The organism is Siccirubricoccus phaeus (assembly GCF_008360935.1).
GTDB classification, from domain to species: Bacteria; Pseudomonadota; Alphaproteobacteria; order Acetobacterales; family Acetobacteraceae; genus Siccirubricoccus; species Siccirubricoccus phaeus.
This window is the reverse complement of record NZ_SRXO01000005.1, coordinates 92902-116276: the sequence shown is the minus strand read 5'-3', so window position 1 is coordinate 116276 and position 23375 is coordinate 92902. Positions and strand designations below refer to the sequence as shown.

Annotated in this window: 23 protein-coding genes; 18 read left to right on the top strand and 5 right to left on the bottom strand. The window is 71.6% G+C overall.

Features of this window, described 5'->3' with window-relative positions; translation table 11 throughout:
- Nucleotides 1-173: 173 nt before the first annotated feature.
- Nucleotides 174-1124: a TIGR03619 family F420-dependent LLM class oxidoreductase gene (locus tag E5N76_RS08945; protein WP_187830070.1), complete on the top strand. Its 951-nt coding sequence runs from the start codon at nt 174-176 to the stop codon at nt 1122-1124.
- Nucleotides 1125-1249: 125 nt separating this feature from the next.
- Here the strand turns inward: E5N76_RS08945 and E5N76_RS08940 are convergent, their stop codons facing one another.
- The gene (locus E5N76_RS08940) at nt 1250-2221 is read right to left on the bottom strand and encodes a Bug family tripartite tricarboxylate transporter substrate binding protein (protein WP_187830069.1); all 972 of its coding nucleotides are present in this window, start codon (nt 2219-2221) and stop codon (nt 1250-1252) included.
- Between the two features lie 142 nt (nt 2222-2363).
- On the opposite strand from E5N76_RS08940, the gene E5N76_RS08935 reads away from it, so the two are divergent.
- From E5N76_RS08935 to E5N76_RS08910, 6 genes are all read left to right on the top strand, one after another.
- Nucleotides 2364-3278, top strand: a complete 915-nt coding sequence (locus E5N76_RS08935; protein ID WP_149536946.1) for an SMP-30/gluconolactonase/LRE family protein — start codon at nt 2364-2366, stop codon at nt 3276-3278.
- Between the two features lie 12 nt (nt 3279-3290).
- On the top strand, nt 3291-4421 hold the full coding sequence (locus E5N76_RS08930) for a thiolase family protein (RefSeq protein ID WP_149536945.1): 1131 nt from the start codon (nt 3291-3293) through the stop codon (nt 4419-4421).
- An 11-nt stretch (nt 4422-4432) separates the two neighbouring features.
- Nucleotides 4433-4837 (top strand): Zn-ribbon domain-containing OB-fold protein, encoded by a 405-nt coding sequence (locus E5N76_RS08925; protein ID WP_149536944.1) that lies wholly within the window; start codon nt 4433-4435, stop codon nt 4835-4837.
- Nucleotides 4834-7389 carry a CaiB/BaiF CoA-transferase family protein gene (locus E5N76_RS08920; protein WP_187830068.1) on the top strand — a complete coding sequence of 852 codons (2556 nt, stop codon included), beginning with the start codon at nt 4834-4836 and terminating at the stop codon, nt 7387-7389. Before E5N76_RS08925 ends, E5N76_RS08920 begins: the two co-directional genes overlap by 4 nt.
- Entirely contained in the window at nt 7386-8144 is a 759-nt protein-coding gene (locus tag E5N76_RS08915; protein ID WP_149536943.1) for a metallophosphoesterase family protein, read from the top strand. The genes E5N76_RS08920 and E5N76_RS08915 overlap by 4 nt, the downstream gene beginning before the upstream one ends.
- 229 nt (nt 8145-8373) lie before the next feature.
- A complete protein-coding gene (locus E5N76_RS08910; protein ID WP_149536942.1) occupies nt 8374-9984 on the top strand; it encodes a hypothetical protein in 1611 nt (536 codons plus the stop codon).
- Nucleotides 9985-10117: 133 nt separating this feature from the next.
- Here the strand turns inward: E5N76_RS08910 and E5N76_RS08905 are convergent, their stop codons facing one another.
- Nucleotides 10118-11245: an alpha-D-ribose 1-methylphosphonate 5-triphosphate diphosphatase gene (locus E5N76_RS08905; protein ID WP_149536941.1), complete on the bottom strand. Its 1128-nt coding sequence runs from the start codon at nt 11243-11245 to the stop codon at nt 10118-10120.
- Nucleotides 11246-11247: 2 nt separating this feature from the next.
- The gene (gene phnF, locus E5N76_RS08900) at nt 11248-12030 is read right to left on the bottom strand and encodes a phosphonate metabolism transcriptional regulator PhnF (RefSeq protein ID WP_149536940.1); all 783 of its coding nucleotides are present in this window, start codon (nt 12028-12030) and stop codon (nt 11248-11250) included.
- 93 nt (nt 12031-12123) lie between these two features.
- On the opposite strand from phnF, the gene phnG reads away from it, so the two are divergent.
- From phnG to E5N76_RS08860, 8 genes are all read left to right on the top strand, one after another.
- Nucleotides 12124-12591: a phosphonate C-P lyase system protein PhnG gene (phnG, locus tag E5N76_RS08895; protein ID WP_149536939.1), complete on the top strand. Its 468-nt coding sequence runs from the start codon at nt 12124-12126 to the stop codon at nt 12589-12591.
- Nucleotides 12592-12603: 12 nt separating this feature from the next.
- Nucleotides 12604-13179, top strand: a complete 576-nt coding sequence (phnH, locus tag E5N76_RS08890) for a phosphonate C-P lyase system protein PhnH (protein WP_149536938.1) — start codon at nt 12604-12606, stop codon at nt 13177-13179.
- Nucleotides 13180-14256: a carbon-phosphorus lyase complex subunit PhnI gene (locus E5N76_RS08885; RefSeq protein WP_149536937.1), complete on the top strand. Its 1077-nt coding sequence runs from the start codon at nt 13180-13182 to the stop codon at nt 14254-14256.
- Between the two features lie 149 nt (nt 14257-14405).
- On the top strand, nt 14406-15323 hold the full coding sequence (locus tag E5N76_RS08880; RefSeq protein WP_149536936.1) for an alpha-D-ribose 1-methylphosphonate 5-phosphate C-P-lyase PhnJ: 918 nt from the start codon (nt 14406-14408) through the stop codon (nt 15321-15323).
- Nucleotides 15323-16201, top strand: a complete 879-nt coding sequence (gene phnK / locus E5N76_RS08875; protein ID WP_235907636.1) for a phosphonate C-P lyase system protein PhnK — start codon at nt 15323-15325, stop codon at nt 16199-16201. The genes E5N76_RS08880 and phnK overlap by 1 nt, the downstream gene beginning before the upstream one ends.
- Entirely contained in the window at nt 16198-16959 is a 762-nt protein-coding gene (gene phnL / locus E5N76_RS08870) for a phosphonate C-P lyase system protein PhnL (protein WP_149536935.1), read from the top strand. Before phnK ends, phnL begins: the two co-directional genes overlap by 4 nt.
- Complete coding sequence (locus tag E5N76_RS08865) at nt 16956-18095, top strand: alpha-D-ribose 1-methylphosphonate 5-triphosphate diphosphatase (RefSeq protein ID WP_149536934.1); 1140 nt, start codon at nt 16956-16958, stop codon at nt 18093-18095. Before phnL ends, E5N76_RS08865 begins: the two co-directional genes overlap by 4 nt.
- A 118-nt stretch (nt 18096-18213) precedes the next feature.
- Nucleotides 18214-18909: a DUF1045 domain-containing protein gene (locus E5N76_RS08860; protein ID WP_149536933.1), complete on the top strand. Its 696-nt coding sequence runs from the start codon at nt 18214-18216 to the stop codon at nt 18907-18909.
- On the opposite strand, the gene phnN is transcribed toward E5N76_RS08860, so the two are convergent.
- Nucleotides 18901-19431, bottom strand: coding sequence for a phosphonate metabolism protein/1,5-bisphosphokinase (PRPP-forming) PhnN (gene phnN / locus E5N76_RS08855; protein ID WP_207791920.1), 531 nt, complete (start codon nt 19429-19431; stop codon nt 18901-18903). The genes E5N76_RS08860 and phnN overlap by 9 nt on opposite strands.
- Before the next feature lie 74 nt (nt 19432-19505).
- On the opposite strand from phnN, the gene E5N76_RS08850 reads away from it, so the two are divergent.
- Together E5N76_RS08850 and E5N76_RS08845 are read left to right on the top strand one after the other, a co-directional pair.
- The gene (locus E5N76_RS08850; RefSeq protein ID WP_149536931.1) at nt 19506-21287 is read left to right on the top strand and encodes a gamma-glutamyltransferase family protein; all 1782 of its coding nucleotides are present in this window, start codon (nt 19506-19508) and stop codon (nt 21285-21287) included.
- Nucleotides 21284-21610, top strand: a complete 327-nt coding sequence (locus E5N76_RS08845) for a hypothetical protein (RefSeq protein WP_149536930.1) — start codon at nt 21284-21286, stop codon at nt 21608-21610. Before E5N76_RS08850 ends, E5N76_RS08845 begins: the two co-directional genes overlap by 4 nt.
- A gap of 85 nt (nt 21611-21695) precedes the next feature.
- Here the strand turns inward: E5N76_RS08845 and E5N76_RS08840 are convergent, their stop codons facing one another.
- Complete coding sequence (locus E5N76_RS08840) at nt 21696-22037, bottom strand: hypothetical protein (protein WP_207791919.1); 342 nt, start codon at nt 22035-22037, stop codon at nt 21696-21698.
- Between the two features lie 151 nt (nt 22038-22188).
- On the opposite strand from E5N76_RS08840, the gene dprA reads away from it, so the two are divergent.
- Nucleotides 22189-23313 carry a DNA-processing protein DprA gene (dprA, locus tag E5N76_RS08835; protein ID WP_149536928.1) on the top strand — a complete coding sequence of 375 codons (1125 nt, stop codon included), beginning with the start codon at nt 22189-22191 and terminating at the stop codon, nt 23311-23313.
- Nucleotides 23314-23375: the final 62 nt, after the last annotated feature.

The following is a 23375-nucleotide window of genomic DNA, read 5'->3' as shown; positions in this document are numbered from 1 at the left end:
CCCGCCGCAGGGCCCGGCCGTGCAGCATGCTTGATACGTTTCCCGTCGCCGCCGGCTTGGTGCCGGCCGCTTCCGGACCGATCCTGACAGGGTTTGGTCCCGCGCAACAGGGGGTGACGGCGGTCCCCGGTTCCGGCAGGCTGGCGGATAAAGACCACGGGAGGAAGCGAGCGATGTTGATCGGGTTCAACCTGCCGGTCAGCGGGCCGATGGCCGCGCCTGCCACGATGCAGCGCATGGCGCAGCTCGGCGAGCGGATCGGCTTCGACTACCTGACGCTGACCGACCATGTGGTGCTGCCGGATACCAGCGTGCCCGGCTACCCCTATTCGGAGAGCGGTGCCTTCTACTCACCGGAGCCGGGGCGGCGGCATGAGCAATTGACCGCCGCCGCCTGGGTAGCGGCGAAGACCGAGCGCATCCGCCTGGTGCTGGCGGTGCTGGTGGTGCCGCACCGGCCGGCGGTGCTGGCGGCGAAGATGCTGGCGACGCTGGACGTGCTCTCCGGCGGGCGGCTGACGGTCGGCGTCGGCGCCGGCTGGCTGCAGCCGGAGCTGGAAACCGTGGCGGTGACGCCCTTCGCCGAGCGCGGCGCGGTGACGGATGAGTATCTGGACGCCTTCCGCGCCCTGTGGACGCAGGAGAAGCCGGCCATCGCCGGGAAATATGTCCGCTACCAGGATCTGGTGTTCGACCCCAAGCCGGTGCAGAAGCCGCACCCGCCGATCTGGGTGGGGGGCGAGAGCGGGCCGTCCATGCGCCGCGCCGCCAGGGTGGGGGATGCCTGGTACCCGATCGGCAGCAACAACGCACATCTGCTGGACACGCTGCCGCGGCTGGAGGCGGGCATCGCGAAGCTGCGCAAGCTGGCGGCGGCGGCGGGGCGGGATCCGGCCTCGGTCGGCGTGGTGTACCGGGTGAAGCGGCATGGCCAGGCGGCGCCGCCGGCCAGCGACGGCCATCGGCGGCTGTTCACCGGCAGCATCGACAATGTGCTGGTGGACATCGCGGCGCTGCGGCGGCTTGGCGTGACCGGCCTCGATTTCGATTTCGAGGGCCGCGATGCCGACCTCGCCGCCGAGCAGATGGAGCGCTTCAAGGGCGAGGTGCTGGCCAGGATCTGACGGCGGCTTCGACCCGACGGGGCGAAACTCAAGGGTTCCAAAGGCCCTTCGGGTTTTGGCGGGGAGAGGTCGAGAGAGGTCGCGCCGCAAGGCGCGCCTTACGGCGCGACGCCCCTCTCGAAGGGTCATTCCGCCCGAATGCCGAGTTGCCGGATCAAGGGCTGGAACAGCGCCCGCAGCTCCCGGAGCTGGGTCGCGAATTCCTCCGGCCCGCGCGGCGCCACCTCCATGCCGATGCTGGCGAAGCGCTCGCGCAGCTCGGGCGTGGCGAGGCCGGTCTTCACCTCCTCGAACAGCCGCTCGACGATCGGCTTCGGCGTGCCGGCCGCCACCATCAGCCCGTTCCAGCCGCCGATATCGTAGCCCGGCACCTCCGCCGCCTCCGCCAGGGGCGGCACGCCGGGCAGCAGGACGCTGGGCTGCGCCAGGCTCTGCCCCAGCACGCGCAGGCTGCCGTCGCGCACCAGCGCATTGGCGGCGGCCGGCGTGTCGATGGCGTAGTCCACCTGCCCCGCCAGCAGCGCCGAGAGGGCCGGCCCACTGCCCTGGAAGGGGATGTGCAGCGCATCGATGCCCGCCTTGGCGTTGAACACCGCCGTCAGCAGATGCTGCGCCCCGCCGATGCCGGAGGAGGGGTAGGTGTACTTCCCCGGATTGGCCTTCAGCAGCCGCACGAAGGCGCGGGCATCGGCGGCCGGGAAGCCCGGCTTCACCAGCAGCATGTAGGGGGCGAGGCCGAAGGAGACGACCGGCGCCAATTCCTTGTCCACGTCATAGGGCGTGCGGTTCACCAGCGGCCCGAAGGTGATGGGCCCGATCGAGGCGGAGAGCAGCATATGCCCATCCGCCGGCCCCTTGGCGACGAGGTCCGTGCCGATCATCCCGCCGGCGCCCGGCCGGTTCTCCGGCACCACGGGCTGGCCGAGCGGCCCGCTCAGCACATTGGCGATCAGCCGGCCGATGACATCCGTCGCCTGCCCGGGCGGCCAGGGAATGATCATGCGCAGCGGCTTGGCGGGCCAGGGCGCCTGGGCGGCGGCGGAGCGCGTGGCGAGGAGCGGCGCAAGGGCCAGCGGCAGCGCGCGGCGGGGCAGCATGGACGGTCCTCCGGGATTGTTGCGGTCGATGCTGCCTGAGCGGCGGCGTCGCGTCCAGGCGCGGCGGTGCCGGCACCCCGGCTTGACCGCGCGGCATATCCGGCGACGATAGGCGAAGAAGAACAGCTTGGGGGAAACGGCGATGAGCGACGTCAAGATCCTGGCCAGCGGCCTCGGCTTCCCGGAAGGGCCGGTGGCAATGGCGGACGGCTCCATCATCCTGACGGAGATCAATGGCGGCTGGGTGACGCGCGTCGATGTCGACGGCAAGGTGACGCGCCTGGGCAAGCCGGGCGGCGGGCCGAACGGGCTGGCGCGGGCGCCGGATGGCTCGCTCATCCTCTGCAACAATGGCGGCAGCAAGTACCTGCCGGACAGCTTCATGGGCCAGGGCCCGTCCGACGACTACGAATACGGCTCCGTGGAACGGGTCGATCCCGCGACCGGCGCCCGTACGCTGCTCTACAAGGAGGTCGCCGGCCACAAGCTCTCGGCGCCGAACGACCTGGTGTTCGACCGGCATGGCGGCTTCTACTTCACCGATCTGGGCAAGCGCTACCACACCTCGCGCGACCATGGCGGGCTGTACTACGCCATGCCGGACGGCTCCCGCGTGGTGGAGATCGCCTACCCGATCCTCAGCGCCAACGGCGTCGGCCTCTCCCCGGACGAGAAGACCGTCTATGTTGCGGATACCGAGCCGGCGCGGCTCTGGGCCTTCGACATCGAGAGCCCGGGCGTCTTGAAGAAGCAGCCCTTCCCCTCGCCGCATGGCGGGCGCTATCTCGGCAGCGCGCCGGGCTTCTCGCGCTTCGACAGCCTGGCGGTCACCGCCTCCGGCAATATCTGCATCGCCACGCTGGTGACGGGAAAGATCACGGTCTTCGCCCCGGATGGGCGGCTGCTGGACCAGGTGGCGATGCCGGACACCCACCCGACCAATATCTGCTTCGGCGGGCCGGATATGCGCACCGCGACCATCACGCTTTCCGGCGAGGGCAAGCTCGGCCAGATGCACTGGCCGGAGCCGGGGCTGAAGCTGAATTTCCAGCAATAGGGCTGCACGCCGATGAGCGATTTCCGCAAGCTGAAGGACCGGATCGCCGTCGTCGGCGTCGGCAACACCTCCTACGGCAATTTCCCGCATACCGACGATTACGGGCTGGGCGCGGAGGCCTTCCGCCGCGCCATCGCCGATTGCGGGCTGGACAAGAACAAGGTGGATGGGCTCGGCGTCTGCCGCCTGCCCTATTATGCGCGGATGGGCGAGATCCTTGGCCTCGCCCCGCGCTGGACGGTGCAATTCCCGCCGCACGGCCGGATGTCCGCCATGGCGATCATCGAGGCGGCGGCGGCGCTGGAAGCCGGGCTCTGCGACTATGCGGCGCTGATCTACGCCAATATCGGCCGGTCGCGGCGGGTGAATTATGGGGGCGAGGAAAGCCCTGGTGTCTGGGATCCCTTCGGCTTCACCTCCCCCGGTGCGGCGCATGCGCTGATGTTCCAGCGCCATCGCGCGCTCTACGGCACCACCACGCGGCAGCTCGCCGAGGTCTCGGTCGCCTTCCGTCACCATGCGGGGTTGAACCCGGATGCGGTGATGAAGCAGCCCATCACCATCGACGACCATGAGGCGGCGCGGCCGATCACCGAGCCGCTGCGGCTGCTGGATTACTGCCTGATCAATGACGGCGCCGTCTGCCTGATCCTGACGACGAAGGAACGCGCCCGCGACCTGAAGCAGCAGCCGGTGCTGATCTCCGGCTTCGGGGCGCGAGAGGCCTACAGGCAAAGCTCCATCGCCAATTTCGATCTGAATTTCTGGTATGACGAGGTGCGCGACGTCGCGGCGCAAACCTATGGCATGGCCGGGGTCGGGCCGCAGGATGTCGATGCGCTGATGTGCTACGACAATTTCTCGCCGACCGTGCTGTTCAGCCTGGAAGGGCTCGGCTTCTGCGGCCAGGGCGAGAGCGGTTCCTTCGTCGAGGGCGGCACGCTCCGCCTCGGCGGCAAGCTGCCGACCAATACGGATGGCGGGCACCTCTCCTGCTCCTACATGCAGGGCTGGGCGCTGAATGTGGAGGCCGTGCGGCAGATCCGCGGCCAATGCGGCGAGCGCCAGGTGAAGGATGCCGAGGTGGTGCAATTCGTCGCCGCCACGCCCTGCTCCCGCTCCATCATCTACACGCCCGGCTGAGGGAAACGCCCATGTCCACGCCGAAGCCGCGCCCGCATATCGATACGATCAGCCAGGGCTTCTGGGATGCCGCGCGCGAGGGCCGCCTGACGGTGCAGCGCTGCGACGATTGCGCGCATCAGCATTACCCGGGCACGCCCGTCTGCCCGAATTGCCTTTCGGACAAGCAGAGCTGGGCGCCGGTCTCCGGCCGCGGCACGCTGCTCTCCTGGGTGCGCTTCCATCGCGCCTATTGGGACGGGTTCCGCGACGAGCTGCCCTACAACGTCATCCTGGTCGGGCTGGAGGAAGGGCCGCTGATGCTCAGCAATCTGATCGGCGCGGAGCCGGAGGCGCTGAAGATCGGCGACCCCCTGCAGGTGAGCTTCGAAGCGATGGATGAGGCCACCACCCTGCCGAAGTTCCGCCCGGCATGAGCGCGCAGGAACAGGCGCTCCCGGGGCAGCTGCCCGAGGATGCGCCGGGACTGCTCGCCGGCATCCGCGTGGTGGAGGAGGCGGACGAGACGGCCGAGTATTGCGGGTTGCTGCTCGCCGGCCTCGGCGCCGAGGTGGTGAAGCTGGAGCCGCCGGAGGGCGCGCCGACGCGGCGCATCGGGCCCTTCCTGGGGGATGAGCCGGGGCCCGAACGCTCCCTGCATTTCTGGGCCTATAACCGCGGCAAGCGCTCCGTCATCGGCAAGGTCGAGACGACGGAGCTGCTGGCCGAGGCGGATATCCTCCTCACCTCCCGCCGCGACCTCGACGTGGCGGCGCTGCGGGCGAAGCACCCGCACCTGCTGATCGCCCGCATGACGCCCTTCGGCGATCACGGGCCGTGGAAGGATTTCAAGGGCAGCGACCTCGTCCATCTCGCCCTCAGCGGCATCATGATGAATTGCGGCTACGACCCCGACCCGGCGCTGCGCTACGACCTGCCGCCGATCGCGCCGCAGCTCTGGCACGCCTACCACATCGCGGGCGAGCAGCTTCTCGTCGGCCTCCTCGCCGCGCTGATCCACCGGCTGCATACCGGGGAGGGCCAGGACCTCTCCTGCGCCGTGCATGAGGCGACATCGAAGAACCCCGAGCTCGACGTCATGTCCTGGGTCATGCGACGCGCGCCCCTGTTCCGCATGACCTGCCGCCATGCCGGCGAGCACCCGACCCATTCGCCCACCATCGGCCACACCAAGGATGGCCGCTGGTGCATCTCGACCGGCGTCTCGGTGCGGGACCAGGCGAATCTCGTGCCCTTTCTCGAAGGCTATGGGATGCAGGCGGATCTGGTGGCGCCGGGCAAGGATGCCGACCGCAATGCGCGGAACGTACCGGGCTCGGCCGGACCCAACGAGAAGTCGGCGCATATCCTGGAGATCATCCACCGCTTCATCCGCGCCCATAGCTGGGCCGACCTGCCCTGGCGGGAGGCGCAGGCGGCAGGTCTGCTCTGGGCGCCGCTGCGCAAGCCGCATGAGAATGTGGCGGATGCGCATTGGCAGGCCCGCGGCACTTTTGCGGAGGTAGCGCATCCGGAGCATGGCCGCAGCTTCACTTACCCGGTCAGCCGCTGGCTCTCCACCGAGACGCGCTGGCAGGCCGGCGCGCGCGCGCCGCTGATCGGCGAGCATGACGGCCACCGCTTCGCCCCGCGCGCCGCCAGCGTGCCGGCGAAACCGCGCAGCGACGCCGCGCCGAAGCTCTCCGCCCACGGCAAACCCTTCCCGCTGCAAGGCGTGCGCATCTTCGACTTCTCCTGGTTCCTCGCCTCCGCCGGCGGCACCCGCCTCGCCGCCGCACTCGGCGCCGATGTCATCAAGGTGGAGTGGAAGGAGAACCCCGACACCCGCCTCGCCGCCATGGCGCCGGTGGACGGCCGCGCCGCCCGCGCAGCGGCGACGGCGCCGCTGCCGCCGGTCTCCGACCCCGATATGGGCGGGCAGTTCAACAACAAGAATGCCGGCAAGCGCGGCCTCTCGCTGAACATCCGGCACCCGAAGGGGCTCGAGATGGCGCGGCGCATGATCGCGCAGTCCGACATCGTGGCGGAGGGCTTTTCGCCCGGCGTGCTCCAACGCCTCGGCCTGGGCTATGAGGCGCTGAAGCAGATCAAGCCGGACATCATCTATGTGCAGCAGAGCGGCATGGGCGGCATCGGCCGCTATGGCCGCTTCCGCACCATCGGCCCGGTCGCCGCCGCCTTCGCCGGCACCGCCGAGATGTCCGGCCTGCCGGAACCCGCCATGCCGGCGGGCTGGGGCTATTCCTATCTCGACTGGATCGGCGCCTATGGCTTCTGCATGGCCATCCTCGGCGCCGTCTTCCACCGCGACCGCACCGGGCGCGGGCAATGGATCGACTCCTCGCAATGCGAATCCGGCATCATGCTCGGCGCCGTGCCGGTGCTGGACCACTCGGCCAATGGCCGGATCTGGACGCGCATCGGCAACCGCTCGCCCTACAAGCCGGCCGCGCCGCATGGTGCCTTCCGTTGCGCAGGCGAGGATCGCTGGCTCGCCATCGCCTGCTTCACCGAGGCGGAGTGGCATGCGCTGGCGCGCCTCGCCGGCCGGACGGATTGGCTGGAGGATCCGCGCTTCGCCACCCTCGCCGCCCGGCTGCTGCACCAGGAGGCGCTGGAAGACGCCGTCTCCGCCTGGACGGCGACGCAGGAGGCGCATGCCGCCATGCTCGCCCTGCAAAACGCCGGCGTGCCCGCAGGCGTCTGCCAGAACGCCGAGGATCGCTGCGACCGCGACCCCCAGCTCGCCGCGCTCGACTGGCTGACGGAGATCGAGGGCACGAAGATCGGCCGCTGGCCCGTCACCGAACTGCCCGCGGTGAAATTCTCCGCCACGCCCGGCCACGCCGCCGGCATCACTCAGCGCGGCGCCCCCGGCTATGGCGAGGACAATGAACGCCTGCTAGGGGAGATGCTCGGCTACAGCAGGGCCGAGGTGGCCGCGCTGGCCGAGGAGGGCGTGATCTGATCTTCGTCGGCGATATCCACCGCCGCTGGGAGCATGTGGAGCGCGGCCTGGCCCGCCTGGACCGTCCCCCCGAGGATGTGGTGCTGCTGGGCGACATGGAATGCCATCAGCCGCTGGACGCGCTGGTGGCGCCCATCCTCGCCACCGGCGCGCGGCTGCACTGGATCCACGGCAACCACGATGCCGATGGCGGCCCGGAAATGTGGGCGAACCTCGCCGATCCGGCGCTGAACCCCCTCACCGCCGCCGGCGCGCTGCATGGGCGCGTCGCCACCATCGGCGGGCTGCGCGTGGCGGGGCTGGGCGGCACCTTCCGTGCCCGGGTCTGGGTGCCGCCGGCGCCGCCGCGGCTGCACGGGCGGGCGGAGCTGGACGAGGATATCGCCGCCCTCGGCCCGGAATGGCGGCCGGATGCGCGCGCCACGCTGCACGCCTCCCTGGCCACCATGGCGATCTGGCCGGAGGATGTCGCGGCCCTCGCCGCCCAGCGCGCCGACATCCTGGTGACGCATGAGGCCCCCAGCAGCCACCCCGCCGGCATCGCCGTCATCGAGGCGCTGGCGCGCGACATGGGCGCGAAGCTGATCGTGCATGGCCACCACCATATCGGCTACCGCGCCCGCGCGGCGGATGGGCTGACGGTGCAGGGCGTAGGTGCGGCCTGGGGCATCGACCGGCACGGCGTCACGCACTGGACGGGCGAGGCGGAGCGCTGGCTGGGGCGGAAGCCGGCGGGGTGGGATTTCCAGAATTGAGGGAGGGCTCTGGTTGCGGCAGTGCCGCAACCCCTCAAGCTCCCACCCGCAAAGGGCCGAAAGGCCGCCAAGACAGTTGCTCGGAACCCTTGAGTCGGCGGGCGGAACCGGGCGCCACATTCTTGCGCCGTCGCCATGCCAGGCTGTCGGTAATTTCCACGGAGGGTCAGCCATTCTTCCCGGCTCTCAACCAACGGCCACTGCCGCCTCGCCGCGGGCCACGGCCTGCATGCTGGCGGCGGGGCTCTTCAGCCTCATCCTCTTCTTCCGCCACCAGCTCGCCGATGGCTTCACCCTGCTGCTGGGGGACAGGCATGACGCGGTCATCGCCCTCTCCATCATGGAGCATTGGTGGAACGTGCTGCGCGGGCTGCAGCCCTGGGACGTGACCAGCTACTTCCACCCCGTCCCCGGCACGCTCGGCTACAATGATGGCTACCTGGTCTTCGGCCTGCTCTACAGCCTGCCGCGGGCGCTGGGCGCCGATCCCTTCCTGGCCGGGGAGCTGACGAATATCGGGCTGCGGGCGGTAGGCTACCTGGCGATGTTCGCGCTGCTGCGGCGGGCGGCGGGGCTGCCCTGGCAGGCGGCGGTGCTGGGCGCGGTGCTCTTCACCATCAGCAACAACCTCTTCATCCGCGGCAGCCATGCGCAATTGTTCAGCGTGGGGCTGGTGCCGCTGCTGGCCTGGCTGGCGCATGGCACGGCCGCCGCGCTGCTGGCAGGGCGGCCGTGCGCCTTGCTGGGCTGGGGCGCCGGCTTCTGCCTGGGTTTCGCCGCCGCGCTGCTGACCGGCTTCTACATGGCCTGGTACTGCGTCTTCTTCGCCGCTGCCCTGCTGCCCGCCTGGCTGCTGGTGGCGGGGGGGGCGGCGCGGCAGGCGCTATGGCACGGCCTGCGCCGCTGCTGGCTGCCGCTGCTGGCCCTGGCGGTACTGGCGGTGGCGCTGAACCTGCCCTTCCTCCTGCTCTATTTGCCCAAGGCCGCCGAGACCGGCATGCACCCCTGGCCCCTGGTGCTGAGCCTCACGCCCGGCCTGCTGGACGTGATCCATGTGGGCGAGCGGAACCTGTTCTGGGGCTGGCTGGTGAAGGCGCTGAACGACGCCTTCCGCCCCGGCTTCCCCTTCTGGTCGGAACAGATGACCGGCTTCCCGCTGCTGCTGCTGGCCGTGTTCCTGGCCTCGCTGGCCTGGCTGGCGGGGCCGGCGCGCGGGGTGGACCCGGCGCGGCGGCGGCTGCTGCGGGCGGTGGCGATCGCCACGGTCATCACCTGGGCGCTGACGCTCCGCTTCGGCGACACCACCGGCTGGGCGCTGATCTATGACTACTTCCCCGGCGGCAAGGCGCCGCGGGTGGTGGCGCGGTACCAGATCTTCCTCGCCGTGCCGGTGGTGCTGCTGGCGGTCTCCGCGCTCGCCGCCTGGGCGCCGCGCTGGCCGCGCCCGGCAGTGGCGGCGCTGGGCGCGCTGCTGGTGGCGGAGCAGGTGAATCTCTACGCCCCGCTCTTCGTCGACCACCCGCTGGAAGCGGCGCGGCTGGCGGCGGTGCCGCCGCCGCCCGCCGAGTGCCGCGCCTTCTACGTCTCCGCCGCGCGGCAGCGGAGCCGGTTCGGCGAGGAGGTGGACAACCCCTACAACCACAATACGGAGGCGATGCTGGTGGCGGCGGTGCGGCACATCCCGACGATCAACGGCATCTCCACCTTCAACCCGCCCGGCTGGCCGGACGGCATCCCGACGGATGCGGCGTATCAGGCGGCGGTGCGGGGCTGGGTGGAGCGCTGGGGGGTAGCGGGGCTGTGCGCGCTGGATCTGCAGCGGTTTACGTGGAGTAGGTGATGGGGGCTTCGCCCCCAAACCCCCAGCAGGGGCGCTGCCCCTGCACCCCGCCGGGGAGGGGACCCCTCCCCGGACCCCGGTGTGAGTCGGCAGGCTGAACCAGCAAACTCGTCCGGTCCCGCGGAGCCCCTGCCTACCCCAGCCGCCCCGCGCCCCCGGCACCGAGATGCGCCAGCTCCCCGCCGCAGAACACCGCCACCACATGCGGTCCGGCCGGATCCACCACCACCACATCGCCGCGCAGCCCCGCGGCCAGCCGCCCGCGGTCCGCCAGCCCGGCAGCCGCGGCCGGATTGGCCGAGACCAGATCCCAGGCCGCCGCCAGCGACATCTTCCCGCGTCGCGCCATGGCGAAGGGCGCTTCCAGCAGCGCCGGCCAGTGGTAGTCGGAGGCCAGCACCGTCACCAGCCCGCGCTCCGCCAGCGGCGCCGCGCTGGCCCAGCCCAGATGGCTGCCGCCCCGCACCACATTGGGCGCGCCCATCACCACATGCTCGCCGGCCGCCCGGGCATCGGCCGCGACCTCCTCCGCCATCGGGAATTCGCAGATCCGGGCGCCGAGGCCGCGGAACAGAGCGCGGTCCTCCAGCGTGGCGTCGTCATGGCTCAGCATCGGCAGGCCGCGCGCGGCGGCCGCCTCCGCCAGCTTCCGCCGCGTCGCCGGCACCTCCCCGCGCTTCGCTGCAACGCCCTCGATCAGCGCGCGGAAGGCCTCCGGCGCCAGCCCGGCGCGGCCGGCATATTTCGCCACCTCCTTCGCATTGCCGAGCTTCTTCAGGATGGCCGGCGTGTGGTCGTTGAAGCCGATCAGATGCACCCGCCCGGCGGCGATATCCAAGAGCGCATCCGGCAGGGCGTCGAGGTTGTCCGCCTCGAACCGCAGATGCACGCGCAGGTCGATCGCCGGCCGCGCGGCGTCCAGCGCCGCCATCAGCCCGCGCCAGGCTTCCAGGCTGCGCAGCCCCGGCTCCCAGGAAAGCGTCACGCCCATATAGGCGGTGGTGATGCCGAGGCCGAGCAATTGCGACGCCGCATCCCGCACCGCCAACCCCATGGGAAAGCCGATGCCCGGCCGCGGCTGGATGCTGCGCTCATGCGCATCGCCATGGATGTCGATGAGGCCGGGCATCACCAGCAACCCGCGCGCATCGAAGGCACGGCCGCCGCCGCCCGCCGCGATGACGCCGCCTGCCAGATGCAATTCGCCCGGATCCAGCGTGCCGTCCCGCAGCACCTGCCCGCCCGCGATCCTCCAGCCCATGCTCAGCTCTCCACCACGATCTGCATGCGGCCGGCGGCGTAGCGGGCGATGCTCGCTTCCACCGGCGAGCCCGCCGCATCCACATTCACCGATTCCGTCACCAGCACCGGCCGCGACCGCGCCTGTTCCAGCAGCACCGCCTCTTCCGGCGTCGGCATCCGCGCGGTGATGCGGGTGACGAGGCGGCGGTAATCCGGCACGCCGAGCTGGGAGAGCGCCTTGGTGATGGAGGCATCCTCCGCCAGCAGCGCGGCGATGCGGGGGAAGCGGTCCACCGAGAACCAGTGCGCCCCGATCACCACCGGCCGCCCATCCACCAGCCCCAGCCTTTCCGCCACCACCACGGGCTTGCCGCGGCGCAATTTCAGCAGCTCGGCGATGCTGCTGTCCGCCACCGTCTCCTCCAGCCGGACGATGCGGCCCTGGGGCTCGCGGTTCTGCCGCCGGATGGTTTCGGAGAAGCGGGTGCGCGGCCCCACCGGGTAGTCCAGCACATCCTCCGCGACGAAGCTGCCGCGGCCCTGTTCCACCCGCACCAGGCCGCGGCTTTCCAGCTCCTCCATCGCCCGGCGCACGGTATGGCGGTTGACGCCGAAGCGGGCGGTGAGCTCCGCTTCGGTGGGCAGGCGGGTGCCGGGGTGCAGGCTGCCGCCGGCGATCTCGTTTTCCAGCGTGCCGGCGATCTGCCGCCACAGCGCGACGCCCTGGCCGCGCGCTAGGGCCGGCACCGTGGCGGACGCCGCCGCCGGCGTGCCGGCGGGCTGGCTGCGCGAAGGCTTTGTCATGGAGATGTCAACCATGGCCGAGACCTAGCGTGGCAATAAAACCTTGCATAGCCCACTGGACATGCGGATGTCTAGATGATTATCCTCCGCCCCATGAGCAGCACCCCTCCCCCCCTCACCCCGGAACAACAGGTCCGCCGCCACTGGATGGGCGTGCTGGCGCGGGCGGATGGCGCGGCCATCGCCGCAAGGCTGGACGCCGCCCCGCCCCTGCCGGAGGCTACCCGGCTGCGCGGGCCGGAAACCGGGCTGGTGATGGCGCGCGGCCGCCAGGGGGGGGACGGCGCGCCTTTCAATTTGGGCGAGATGACCGTCACCCGCTGCTCGGTGCGCGATGCGGCGGGGCGGGTGGGCCACGCCTATGTCGCCGGGCGGGACCAGCTTCAGGCGGAGCTGGCGGCGCGGCTGGACGCGGCGTTGCAGGACCCCGCGCTGCGCCTCGTCCTGCTGGACGCGGTGATCGCCCCCCTGGCGGCCGAGCAGGCGGAGCGTGCCGCCGCCGTCGCAGCCAAGGCGGCGGCGACCAAGGTGCAGTTCTTCACCATGCAGACGATGCGTTGAGGGGGCGTTGAGATGACCGAGCTGACCCCCGGCTTCGCCGACCCCGTCCTCGGCGCCCAATCCTGCTTCCGGGCCATCCTGGAAGCCATGTCCCGCCCCGGGCGGCTGCAGCGCGTGGCGGGCATCGAGCAGCCGCCGGCGCCGCTCGGCCTGGCGGCCGCCGCCGCGCTGCTGACGCTGGCGGATGCCGATACGCCGGTCTGGACCGATGCCGGCGCCGCCGCCGAGGCATGGCTGCGCTTCCATGCCGGCTGCCCGCTGGTGGCCGAGCCCCGGGAGGCCAGCTTCCTGCTGGCGACCGGCCGGATACCGTCCCTCGCCACCCTGGCCCAGGGCAGCGAGGAGGAGCCGCACCGCTCCGCCACCCTGATCGTCGAGGTGAAGACCCTGGCCGAGACGGTGGGCTGGAAGCTGACCGGCCCCGGGATCGAAACCGAGCACCGGCTGCAGGTGGCCGGCCTGCCGGCGGATTTCCCCCGGCAATGGGCGGCGAACCGCGCGGGCTTTCCGCGCGGCGTGGATGTGGTGCTGACCGCCGGCCCCTGGCTCGCCGCCCTGCCGCGCACCACCCGGATCGAGGAGGCGTAGATGGCCTATGTCGCGGTGAAGGGCGGCGAGCGCGCGATCGACGCCGCCCATGCCTGGCTGGCCGAGGCGCGGCGCGGCGATGCCGCCCAGCCCGAACTCAGCCTGGAGCAGATCGAGCAGCAATTGGGCCTCGCCGTGGACCGGGTGATGGCGGAGGGCGCCTGCTACGACCGCGGCCTCGCCGCCCTCGCCGTGAAGCAGGCGCGGGGCGACCTGATCGAGGCCGCCTTCCTGCTGCGCGCCTACCGCACCACCCTGCCCCGCTTCGGCGCCAGCCTGCCGATGGACACCGGCGCCATGCGCATCCGCCGGCGGATCAGCGCCACCTACAAGGACCTGCCCGGCGGCCAGGTGCTGGGCCCGACCTTCGACTACACCCATCGGCTGCTGGATTTCGCCCTCGCCGCCGGCGGCACCCCGCCCCCCGCGCCGATGGCCGCGCCGGAGGGGGAGGCGACGCCGCGCGTCACCGGCATCCTCGCCCAGGAAGGGCTGATGGCGCCGGAGGCAAAGAGCGACGCCGAGCCGCCGGACCTGACGCGCGAGCCGCTTTCCTTCCCCGCTGACCGTCCGCTGCGCTTGCAGGCCCTGGCGCGCGGCGATGAGGGTTTCCTCCTCGCCATGGGCTATTCCACGCAGCGCGGCTACGGCAATGCCCACCCCTTCGTCGGCGAGATCCGCATGGGCGAGGTGGCGGTGGAGATCGCGCCGCCCGAGCTCGGCTTCCCGATCGAGATCGGCGAGATCACCGTCACCGAATGCCAGATGGTGAACCAATTCGCCGGCTCGAAGACCGAGCCGCCGCAATTCACCCGCGGCTACGGCCTGGTCTTCGGCCATGGCGAAAGGAAGGCGATGGCCATGTCCCTGGTGGACCGCGCCCTACGCGCCAAGGAGCTGGGCGAGGAGGTGGACGCCCCGGCCCAGAGCGAGGAATTCGTGCTGTACCATTGCGACAATATCGAGGCGACCGGCTTCGTCGAACACCTGAAGCTGCCGCATTACGTGGATTTCCAGAGCGAGCTGGAGAAGGTGCGGGAGATGCGCGCCACGGTGTTCCGGGAGGCCGCGGAATGAGCACCATGCGATCGGCGGAGGGCGGAGCCCCCCTCGGCGGCGAGCACCGCAGCCGTGAATCGCATGGTCCCACAGCCACGCGATCGGCGGAGGGCGGAGCCGCCCCCGGCGGCGAGCACCGCAGCCGTGAATCACATGGTCCCACAGCCATGCGATCGGCGGAGGGCGGAGCCGCCCTCGGCGGCGAGCAGCGGAGCCGTGCATCGGATGGTCCCACGACCATCGAAGCCGGCTATAATTTCGGCTACCTGGACGAGAACACCAAGCGGATGATCCGCCGCGCCCTGCTGAAGGCGGTGGCGATCCCCGGCCACCAGGTGCCCTTCGGCTCGCGCGAGATGCCGCTGCCCTATGGCTGGGGCACTGGCGGCATCCAGGTGACGGCGAGCGTCATCGGGCCACAGGACCGGCTGAAGGTCATCGACCAGGGGGCGGACGACACCACCAACGCCGTCTCCATCCGCCGCTTCTTCGCCAAGGTCGCCGGCGTCGCCACCACCGAGCACACGGCGGAGGCGACCATCATCCAGACCCGCCACCGCATCCCGGAGGTGAAGCTGCGCGAGGGCCAGATCCTGGTCTATCAGGTGCCCATGCCGGAACCGCTGTTCCGGCTGGAGCCGCGGGTCTCCGAGACCAAGCGCATGCACGCGCTGGCCGATTACGGGCTGATGCATGTGAAGCTGTATGAGGACATCGCCCGCCACGGCCATATCGCCATCAGCTACAATTACCCGGTGATGGTGGGCGGGCGGTATCTCATGTCGCCCTCGCCCATCCCGGCCTTCGACAATCCGAAGATGCACCGCATGCCGGCCTTGCAGCTCTTCGGCGCGGGACGGGAGAAGCGGATCTACGCCGTGCCACCCTATACCAGCGTGCACAGCCTGGATTTCGAGGACCATCCCTTCCAGCCCATCCGCGCCAATGCCGCCTGCGCGCTCTGCGGCGCGCGGGACAGCTATCTGGACGAGGTGGTGACGGATGATCAGGGCGGGCGGATGTTCGTCTGCTCCGACACGGATTACTGCAACACGCGGCAGGGCTCGCGGGAGGCGGCGGAGTGATGGCGATGCAAACCTCCCACACGCCGGCCCACCCCCACCCTGCCGGCGGCAGTGCCGTCACCCCCCCGCCAGTGGGGGAGGGCCGGGGTGGGGGTGTCGCCGCAACCGATGCCCCGCTTCTCGAAGCCCAGGGCCTCACCCTCCGCTACGGCCCCATCACCGCGCTCGACGATGTCGGCATCGAGATCTTCCCCGGCGAGGTCGTCGCCATCGTCGGCGAGAGCGGCTCCGGCAAATCGACCCTGCTCCGCGTCCTTTCCGGGTTGCAAAGGCCGGAAGCCGGCACCGTCACCTATCGCGCGCCGGATGGCGGGGCGGCCGATATCCACAGGATGGGCGAGGCCGCGATGCGCCGCCTGCACCGCACGGATTGGGGCTTCGTTCACCAGAACCCGCGCGACGGCCTCCGCATGGGCGTCTCCGCCGGCGGCAATATCGGCGAGCGGCTGATGGCGACCGGCGCCCGCCATTACGGCAGCATCCGGGACGCCGCCACCGAATGGCTGCGGCGCGTCGAGATCGACCCGGCACGCATCGATATGCTGCCGCGGCAATTCTCCGGCGGCATGCAGCAGCGTCTGCAGATCGCCCGCACTTTGGTGACGCATCCGCGGCTGGTCTTCATGGATGAGCCGACCGGCGGCCTCGACGTCTCGGTCCAGGCCAGGCTGCTCGACCTCATCCGCGAACTCGTCGCCGATCTCGGCCTCGCCGTGCTGCTGGTGACGCATGACATCGCCGCCGCCCGCCTGCTGGCGCACCGGCTGCTGGTCATGCGCCATGGAAGCGTGGTGGAGCAGGGGCTGACCGACCGCGTGCTGGACGACCCGCAGCATGAATACACGCAACTCCTTGTCGCATCGGTGCTGGCCGCATGAAGACCTTGCATGAAGCCGGGCCGATTCCGACCTCCGCGCCGTCCGATGCTCCGGTCATCGGGCCGCCGGCGATACACACCCAGGGCCTGGGCAAGACCTTCACCCTGCACCTTCAGGGCAGCACCCGCATCCCCGTGCTGCGCGACGTGGAGCTGGCGGTAGCGCCCGGCGAATGCGTGGCGCTGTCCGGCCCCTCCGGCGCCGGCAAATCCACGCTGATGCGCTGCCTCTACGGCAATTACGCCGCCGGCGAAGGCCGCATCCTGCTGCGCCATCGCGGCCAGGAGATCGACCTCGTCACCGCCGATCCGCGGCTGGTGCGGGAGATAAGGCGGGAGACGCTGGGCTATGTCAGCCAATTCCTCCGCGTCATCCCGCGCGTGCCGACGCTCGACATCGTCGCCGAGCCGCTGCGCGCCCGGGGCATGCCGGCCGAGGAGGCCCGCGCCCGCGCCGCCGCGCTGCTGGCGCGGCTCAACCTCCCTGCCTCCCTGCACAGCCTGCCGCCCGCCACCTTCTCCGGCGGCGAGCAGCAGCGGGTGAACCTGGCGCGCGGCTTCGCGCCGCATTACCCGGTGCTGCTGCTGGACGAGCCCACCGCCAGCCTCGACGCCGCCAACCGGGACGTCGTGGTGGCGCTGATCGCCGAGGCCAAGGCCAAGGGCGCCGCCATCATCGGCATCTTCCACGATGCCGAGGTGCGCGACCGCGTCGCCGACCGCCTCTTCCATGTCTCCCCCATGCAGGCTGCCGCATGACCGAAACCATCCTGACCAATGCGAGGCTGATCCTGCCGGATGCGGTACTGCCCGGCACGCTGGTGCTGCGCGACGGGCTGATCGCCGAGGTGCAACCCGGACGCAGCGCGATTCCCGGCGCCATCGATCTCGGCGGCGACCACCTGATGCCCGGCATCGTCGATGTCCATACCGACAACCTCGAACGCCAGGTGCTGCCGCGCAGCAATGCCCGCTGGCCCAGCCGCTCCGCCATGCTGGCGCATGACGCGCAATGCGCCGCGGCCGGCGTCACCACCGTGCTGGATGCGCTCTGCCTCGGCGATCTCGGCTTCGACCCCGGCCGCGGCCAGACCTTCCGCGACGGCGTGCGGGATCTGGATGCGCTGGCCGATCTCGGCCTGTTCAAGGCCGAGCATTTCCTGCACCTGCGCTGCGAGTTGCCGGCGCAGGACATGCCGGCGGCGCTGGAGAGCGTCGCCGACCATCCGCGCGTGGTCATGGCCAGCCTGATGGACCACTCCCCCGGCATCGGCCAGTACCGCGACGTCGAGCGCTACCGCGCCATGCGCCAGCGCCAGACCCAGCAGGGGCTGGAGGCGGTGGACCGCCGCATTGCCGAGCTGCTGGAGCAGCGCGCCCGGCTGCGCGAGCCGCAGCGCCGCTGGCTGCTGGACCGCCTGGCGCATCGCGAGCTGCCGCTCGCCAGCCATGACGACGACAACGCCGAGGACGTCATCCGCAATGCCGAGGACGGCATCCGCATCAGCGAATTCCCGGTGGTGATGGAAGCCGCCCAGGCGGCGCGGCGCATCGGGGTGGAGGTGATCGCCGGCGCGCCGAACATCGTCCGCGGCGGCAGCCATTCCGGCAATGTCAACGCCGCGGACATGGTGCGGGAAGGCGTGGTGGATGCGCTGGCCAGCGACTATGTCCCCGCCGCCCTGGTGGAAGCCGCCTGGCGCTGCGCGGCGGAGACCGGCATCTCGCTGCCGGACTCCGTCGCCATGGTCACGGAAGCGCCGGCCCGCATGGCGCGGCTGACGGATCGTGGCCGCCTCGCCCCGGGGCTGCGCGCCGATCTCGTGCAGGTGCATGCGCGGGACGGCATGGCGGTGGTGCGCCGGGTCTGGCGCCAGGGGGAGCGGGTCGCGTGAATAACGCGCGGGAAAGTGGCGTGAGTAACGCGCGGGAAAGTGGCGTGAGTAACGCGCGGGAAAGTGGCGTGAGTAACGCGCGGGGAAATCGCGTGCTCGCCGCGCGGAGGACCCGCCCATGATCGGCGCCCCGGCGCCGGAGGCGCGGCTGGCGCTCTACTGGGCGCCGGAGCTGGAGGACCCGCTGCACCGCCTCGGCTCCACCTGGCTGGGGCGGGATGCGGAAACCGGCGCGGCGCTGCCCCAGCCTGCCCTGCCCGGCCTCGATCTGGCGGCGATCACCGCCGACCCGCGCGGCTACGGGTTGCACGCCACGCTGAAACCGCCCTTCCGCCTGGCGCAGGGCTGGGCGGAAGCCTGCGACCGCGCCGCCGCCCTGGCCGCCTGCACCGCCCCCTTCGCCCTGCCGCCACTCGCCGTCACCGACCTGGACGGCTTCCTGGCGCTGCGCGAGACGGCGCCCTGCCCTGCCCTCCACGCCCTCGCCGATGCCTGCGTGCAAGCCCTGGACGCGTGCCGCGCCCCGCCGACCGAGGCGGAGCTGGCCCGCCGCCGCAAGGCGAAGCTCAGCCCCGCCCAGGCGGCGCTGCTGGACCGCTGGGGCTATCCTTACGTCTTCGGGGAATGGCGCTTCCATGTGACGCTGACGCGCCGCCTGACGTCGGCGGAGAAGGCGGTGGTGCTCCCCGCCGTCACCGAATTCCTGGGCGAGGCGCCGGCGCGGCCGCGCGTCGTCCGTGAGCTCTGCCTCTTCACCCAGTCCGGGCCAGGCGCACCCTTCCTGATCGCCGAGAGGCTGCCCCTCTCAGGCTGAGCGCAGCGCGTCCAGCACGGCGGCGATGCCCGCTTCCGGCGTGCCGTCATTCACCACCCGCGTCACCGGCAGCCCGGACGGCAGCGGCGCTTCCCGCGCCAGCCGCGCCGCGATATCCGCCACGCTCTCCCGCCCCCGCGCCGCCAGCCTGGCCGCCAGCACCGCAACCGGCGCGGTGATCTCCAGCACCCTCAGCGGCAGCCGCGCCGCGGCCTCCTCCAGCACGGTGCGGGACAGGTTGGCCACCACCACCCGCCCGGCCGCCAGGTCCCCGGCGATATCCGCCGGAATGCCGTAGCGCAGCCCATGCGCCCGCCAGGACAGCGCGAATCCGCCGGCCGCCTGCCGCGCGGCGAACGCCGCCTCGGTCAGCGCCTCATGGTCCTCGCCCCCCGCCGCCGCCGGGCGGGTGATGCAGCGGCGGACGAAACGGAAGCGCGGATCGCCCGCCAGCGCCGCCCGGGCGCCGGCCATCAGCGTATCCTTCCCCGCCCCCGAGGGCCCGACCACCCCAACCAGCACCCCGGCTTCTCCCGGATTGACCGCGCCCTCTCTGCCTGTCCCTATCGGGGCCGTCCAGCAGATGAGGCCGCCGCATGTTCACCACCCGCCCCGAAATTGCCGGCAGTTTCGGCGCCGTCGCCTCCACCCACTGGATCGCCTCCCAGGTCGGCATGGCTGTGCTGGAGCGCGGCGGGAATGCCTTCGACGCCGCCGCGGCCGCCGGCTTCACCCTGCAGGTGGTGGAGCCGCATCTGAACGGCCCGGGCGGCGACTGCCCCATCATCCTGCATAGCGCGAAGCTTGGCGCGCAGCAGGTCATCTGCGGCCAGGGGCCGGCGCCGGCCGCCATGACGGTGCAGAAGCTGAAGGGGGAGCTGGGGCTGGACCTCGTCCCCGGCACCGGCTTCCTCTGCGCCCCCATCCCCGGCGCCTTCGACGCCTGGGCGCTGATGCTGCGCGATCACGGCACCTGGACGCTGGCCGAAGTGCTGGAATATGCCATCGGCTATGCCTCTCGCGGCGCGCATGTGGTGCCGCGCATCTGCGCCACCATCGAGACGGTGCGTCCCCTTTTCGAATCCGCCTGGCCGAGCTCGGCCAAGCTCTGGCTGCGCGGCCTGACGCCCGGCGGCACCTACACCAACCCGGAGCTGGCCGAGACCTGGCGCCGCGCGATCCGCGAGGCGGAGGCCGTGGGCGCCGACCGCGAGGCGCAGATCGAGGCCGCCCGCAACGCCTGGTATGGCGGCTTCGTCGCCGAGGCGATCGACCGCTTCGGCCGCGAATTCGCCGCCCTCGACACTTCCGGCCGCCGCCACCATGCGCTGCTGACCGCCGACGACATGGCCGGCTGGCGCGCCACGGTGGAAGCGCCGCTGGCGGGCCAGTACCGCGACCGCACCGTGCTGAAATGCGGCCCCTGGAGCCAGGGGCCGGCGATGCTGCTGACCCTCGCCTTGCTGCAGGGTTTCGACGTCGCCGGCATGGACCCGGTCGGCGCGGAGTTCGTCCACACCGTCACCGAATGCATGAAGCTGGCCTTCGCCGACCGCGAGGCCTGGATCGGCGACCCGGATTTTTCCGACATTCCGATCGAGACCCTGCTGTCCAAACCCTATACGGATACCCGCCGCGCCCTGATCAGCCACACGGCAAACAATGAATTCCGCCCCGGCAGCCCGGATGGCCGGACCCCGCGCACCGACTACGCCGCCGCCGTGACCCGGGCGAAGGAAATGGCCATGGCCGCCGGCACCGGGGAGCCGACCGTCTCCCGCCTCGGCGCCTCGGGCGGCGACACCTGCCACATCGACGTCATCGACCGCTGGGGCAACATGGTCTCCGCCACCCCCTCCGCCGGCTGGCTGCAAAGCTCGCCCGCCATCCCCGGGCTCGGCTTCTGCCTCGGCAGCCGCTGCCAGATGTTCTGGCTGGACGAGTCGCTGCCGAATGGCCTCAGGCCGGGCAAGCGGCCGCGCACCACCCTCTCCCCCTCCATGGTGCTGCGCGACGGCACGCCCTGGATGAGCTTCGGCACCCCGGGCGGCGAGCAGCAGGACCAGTGGCAGAGCATCATGCTGGCCCGCATGGTGGACCACCGCTTCGGCATCCAGCAGGCGATCGACCTGCCGAGCTTCCATTCCGAGCACTGGATCAGCAGCTTCTGGCCGCGCGGCGCCAAGCCCGGCAAGCTGGTCCTGGAAGGCCGCTTCGCGCCGGAAGTGCTGGCGGCGCTGCAATCCCGCGGCCATGCCGCCGAAATGGGCGGGGAATGGAGCGAAGGCCGGCTGACCGGCGCGCGGCTGGAGCCGGATGGGCAGATCTTTGCCGGCGCCAACCCGCGCGGCATGCAGGGCTACGCCGTCGGGCGATGAGGGCGGCGGTCCTGGCACTGCTCCTGCTGGCGGGGTGCGACCTGCTCGACCCCCGCCCCGGGCCGATCCGCGCCATGTCCCCCATCCCGAATCCGTCCGCGGCACCGCCGGAGCGGCCGGCGGCGGTCGGGGCAAGGGCGCGGCGGAACCCCTGGCTGACGCAATTCTGGGCGGAGCTGACCCCCGCCCGGCAGCGCCAGGTGGCCGCCAGGCTAAGCCGCGCCCCCTACAACAAGAGTGCGGAGGAGGCGCCGGCGACCTGGGACGTGATGGGCCTGGCGGACCGGGAGGCGCTGATCTTCGGGCGCAGGGCAGGCGGCTGAACGCCCCACGCAACCGCTTCGCGGCTTTGTGGCGCCCAAAGCCCAAAGGCCGCGGCAGGGCAACCGGATGGGGCGGGGCCGGGGGCTATTCCGTGACGAAGCGCGTCTGGTTGGCCTGGCGGTTCCAGAACAGCGTCACCCGGCTGACCGAGCAGAGATCGACGCCGCGGAATTCGGAGGTGTCGCCATCATCATAGACCACGCGGATGTCCCAATTGCATTCGCGGGTGTTGCGGCCGAAGCGGACATTCAGCGTGCGCTGGTGCTGCAGTACGCCCTGGCCCAGCAGATCCCGCCCCCAGGAGGAAGAGGAGGACGCGCCGACATACACTTCATTGATGGTGTAGCCGGTACGGTTAACCAGGGTGAAATCCTGCTGGCCCTGCGCCATGGCAGGGGCGGCGGCCAGGCCTATCAGGCCGGTCATTGCGAGAAGCGCGCGACGCATGTTGTCCTACCCCGTGAAGCTGGCCCCGTGAAGCTGGCTGGCGGCGCTCCCGCAGCGCCGGTGCTGCGGGACGCGGCAGCTTCCGTTGCGGACACAAAAGAAGCGTGAAGGCCATAGCCGGATGAAGGAAATGACATGCGCCCCGGCGGAGACCCTGGCCCGGCTGCGCCTGGCCCGCACGGAGGGCATCGGCCCCCTCACCTTCCGCCGGCTGCTGGCGCGCCACGGCAGCGCCGCCGCCGCGCTGGACGCGCTGCCCCGGCTCGCCGCCCGCCGCGGCGCGCCCTTCGCCCTCCACCCGGAAGCCGAGGCGCGGCGGGAGGCGGAGGCGCTGGCCAGGCTCGGCGGCCGCTTCCTGCATCTGGGGGAGCCGCCCTACCCGGCGCTGCTGGCGATGCAGGAGGATGCGCCGCCCGTGCTTGCCCTGCTCGGCGACCCGGCGGCGCTCTCCCCCCGCGCCGTCGCCCTGGTCGGCGCCCGCAACGCCTCCGCCGCCGGGCGGCGGCTGGCGGAGGAGCTGGCCGCCGCCCTGGCCAGGGAAGGGCTGGCGGTGGTCTCCGGCCTCGCCCGCGGCGTCGATGCCGCGGCGCATCTCGGCGCGCTGCGGGAAGGCCGGACCATCGCCTGCGTCGCCGGCGGGGTGGACCTGCCCTACCCGCCGGAGCATGCCGGGCTGCAGGCCCGGATCATCGCCGAGGGCGGCGCCGTGCTGGCCGAGGCGCCGCTCGGCACCGCCCCCCTCGCCCGCCACTTCCCCCGGCGCAACCGGATCGTGGCCGGCCTCGCCCTCGGCGTGGTGGTGGTGGAGGCGGCGCTGCGCTCCGGCAGCCTCATCACCGCCCGCCTGGCGCTGGAGGCGGGGCGGGAGCTCTTCGCCGTCCCCGGCTCCCCGCTCGACCCCCGCTGCCGCGGCTCCAACGACCTCATCCGCCAGGGGGCGCATCTGACGGAGGGGGTGGAGGATGTGCTGGCCCACCTGCCGGAGGCGCCCCGGGAGGCGCCGCTTTTCGCCCCGGGCCGCGGCTGGCCACCGCCGGAACCGGTTGCGGCGCCCCTGCCCGACTCCCCGGAACCGCTGGGCGCCGCGGAACAAGTTCTTGAATTGCTTGGACCGACGCCGATCGCGGTTGACGAGGTGATGCGGCGCTGCCACCTGTCCCCCTCCGCGGTCCAGGCGATCCTGCTCGATCTCGAACTGGCCGGGCGGGTGGAAATGCTGCCGGGGAACCGCGTGGCGCGCCTCGGTCCGGCCTGAAAGATCTGGCACGAGACCCTCCCGAGCCATCAATCGCGTGGCCAGAACGGCCCAGTGGATCC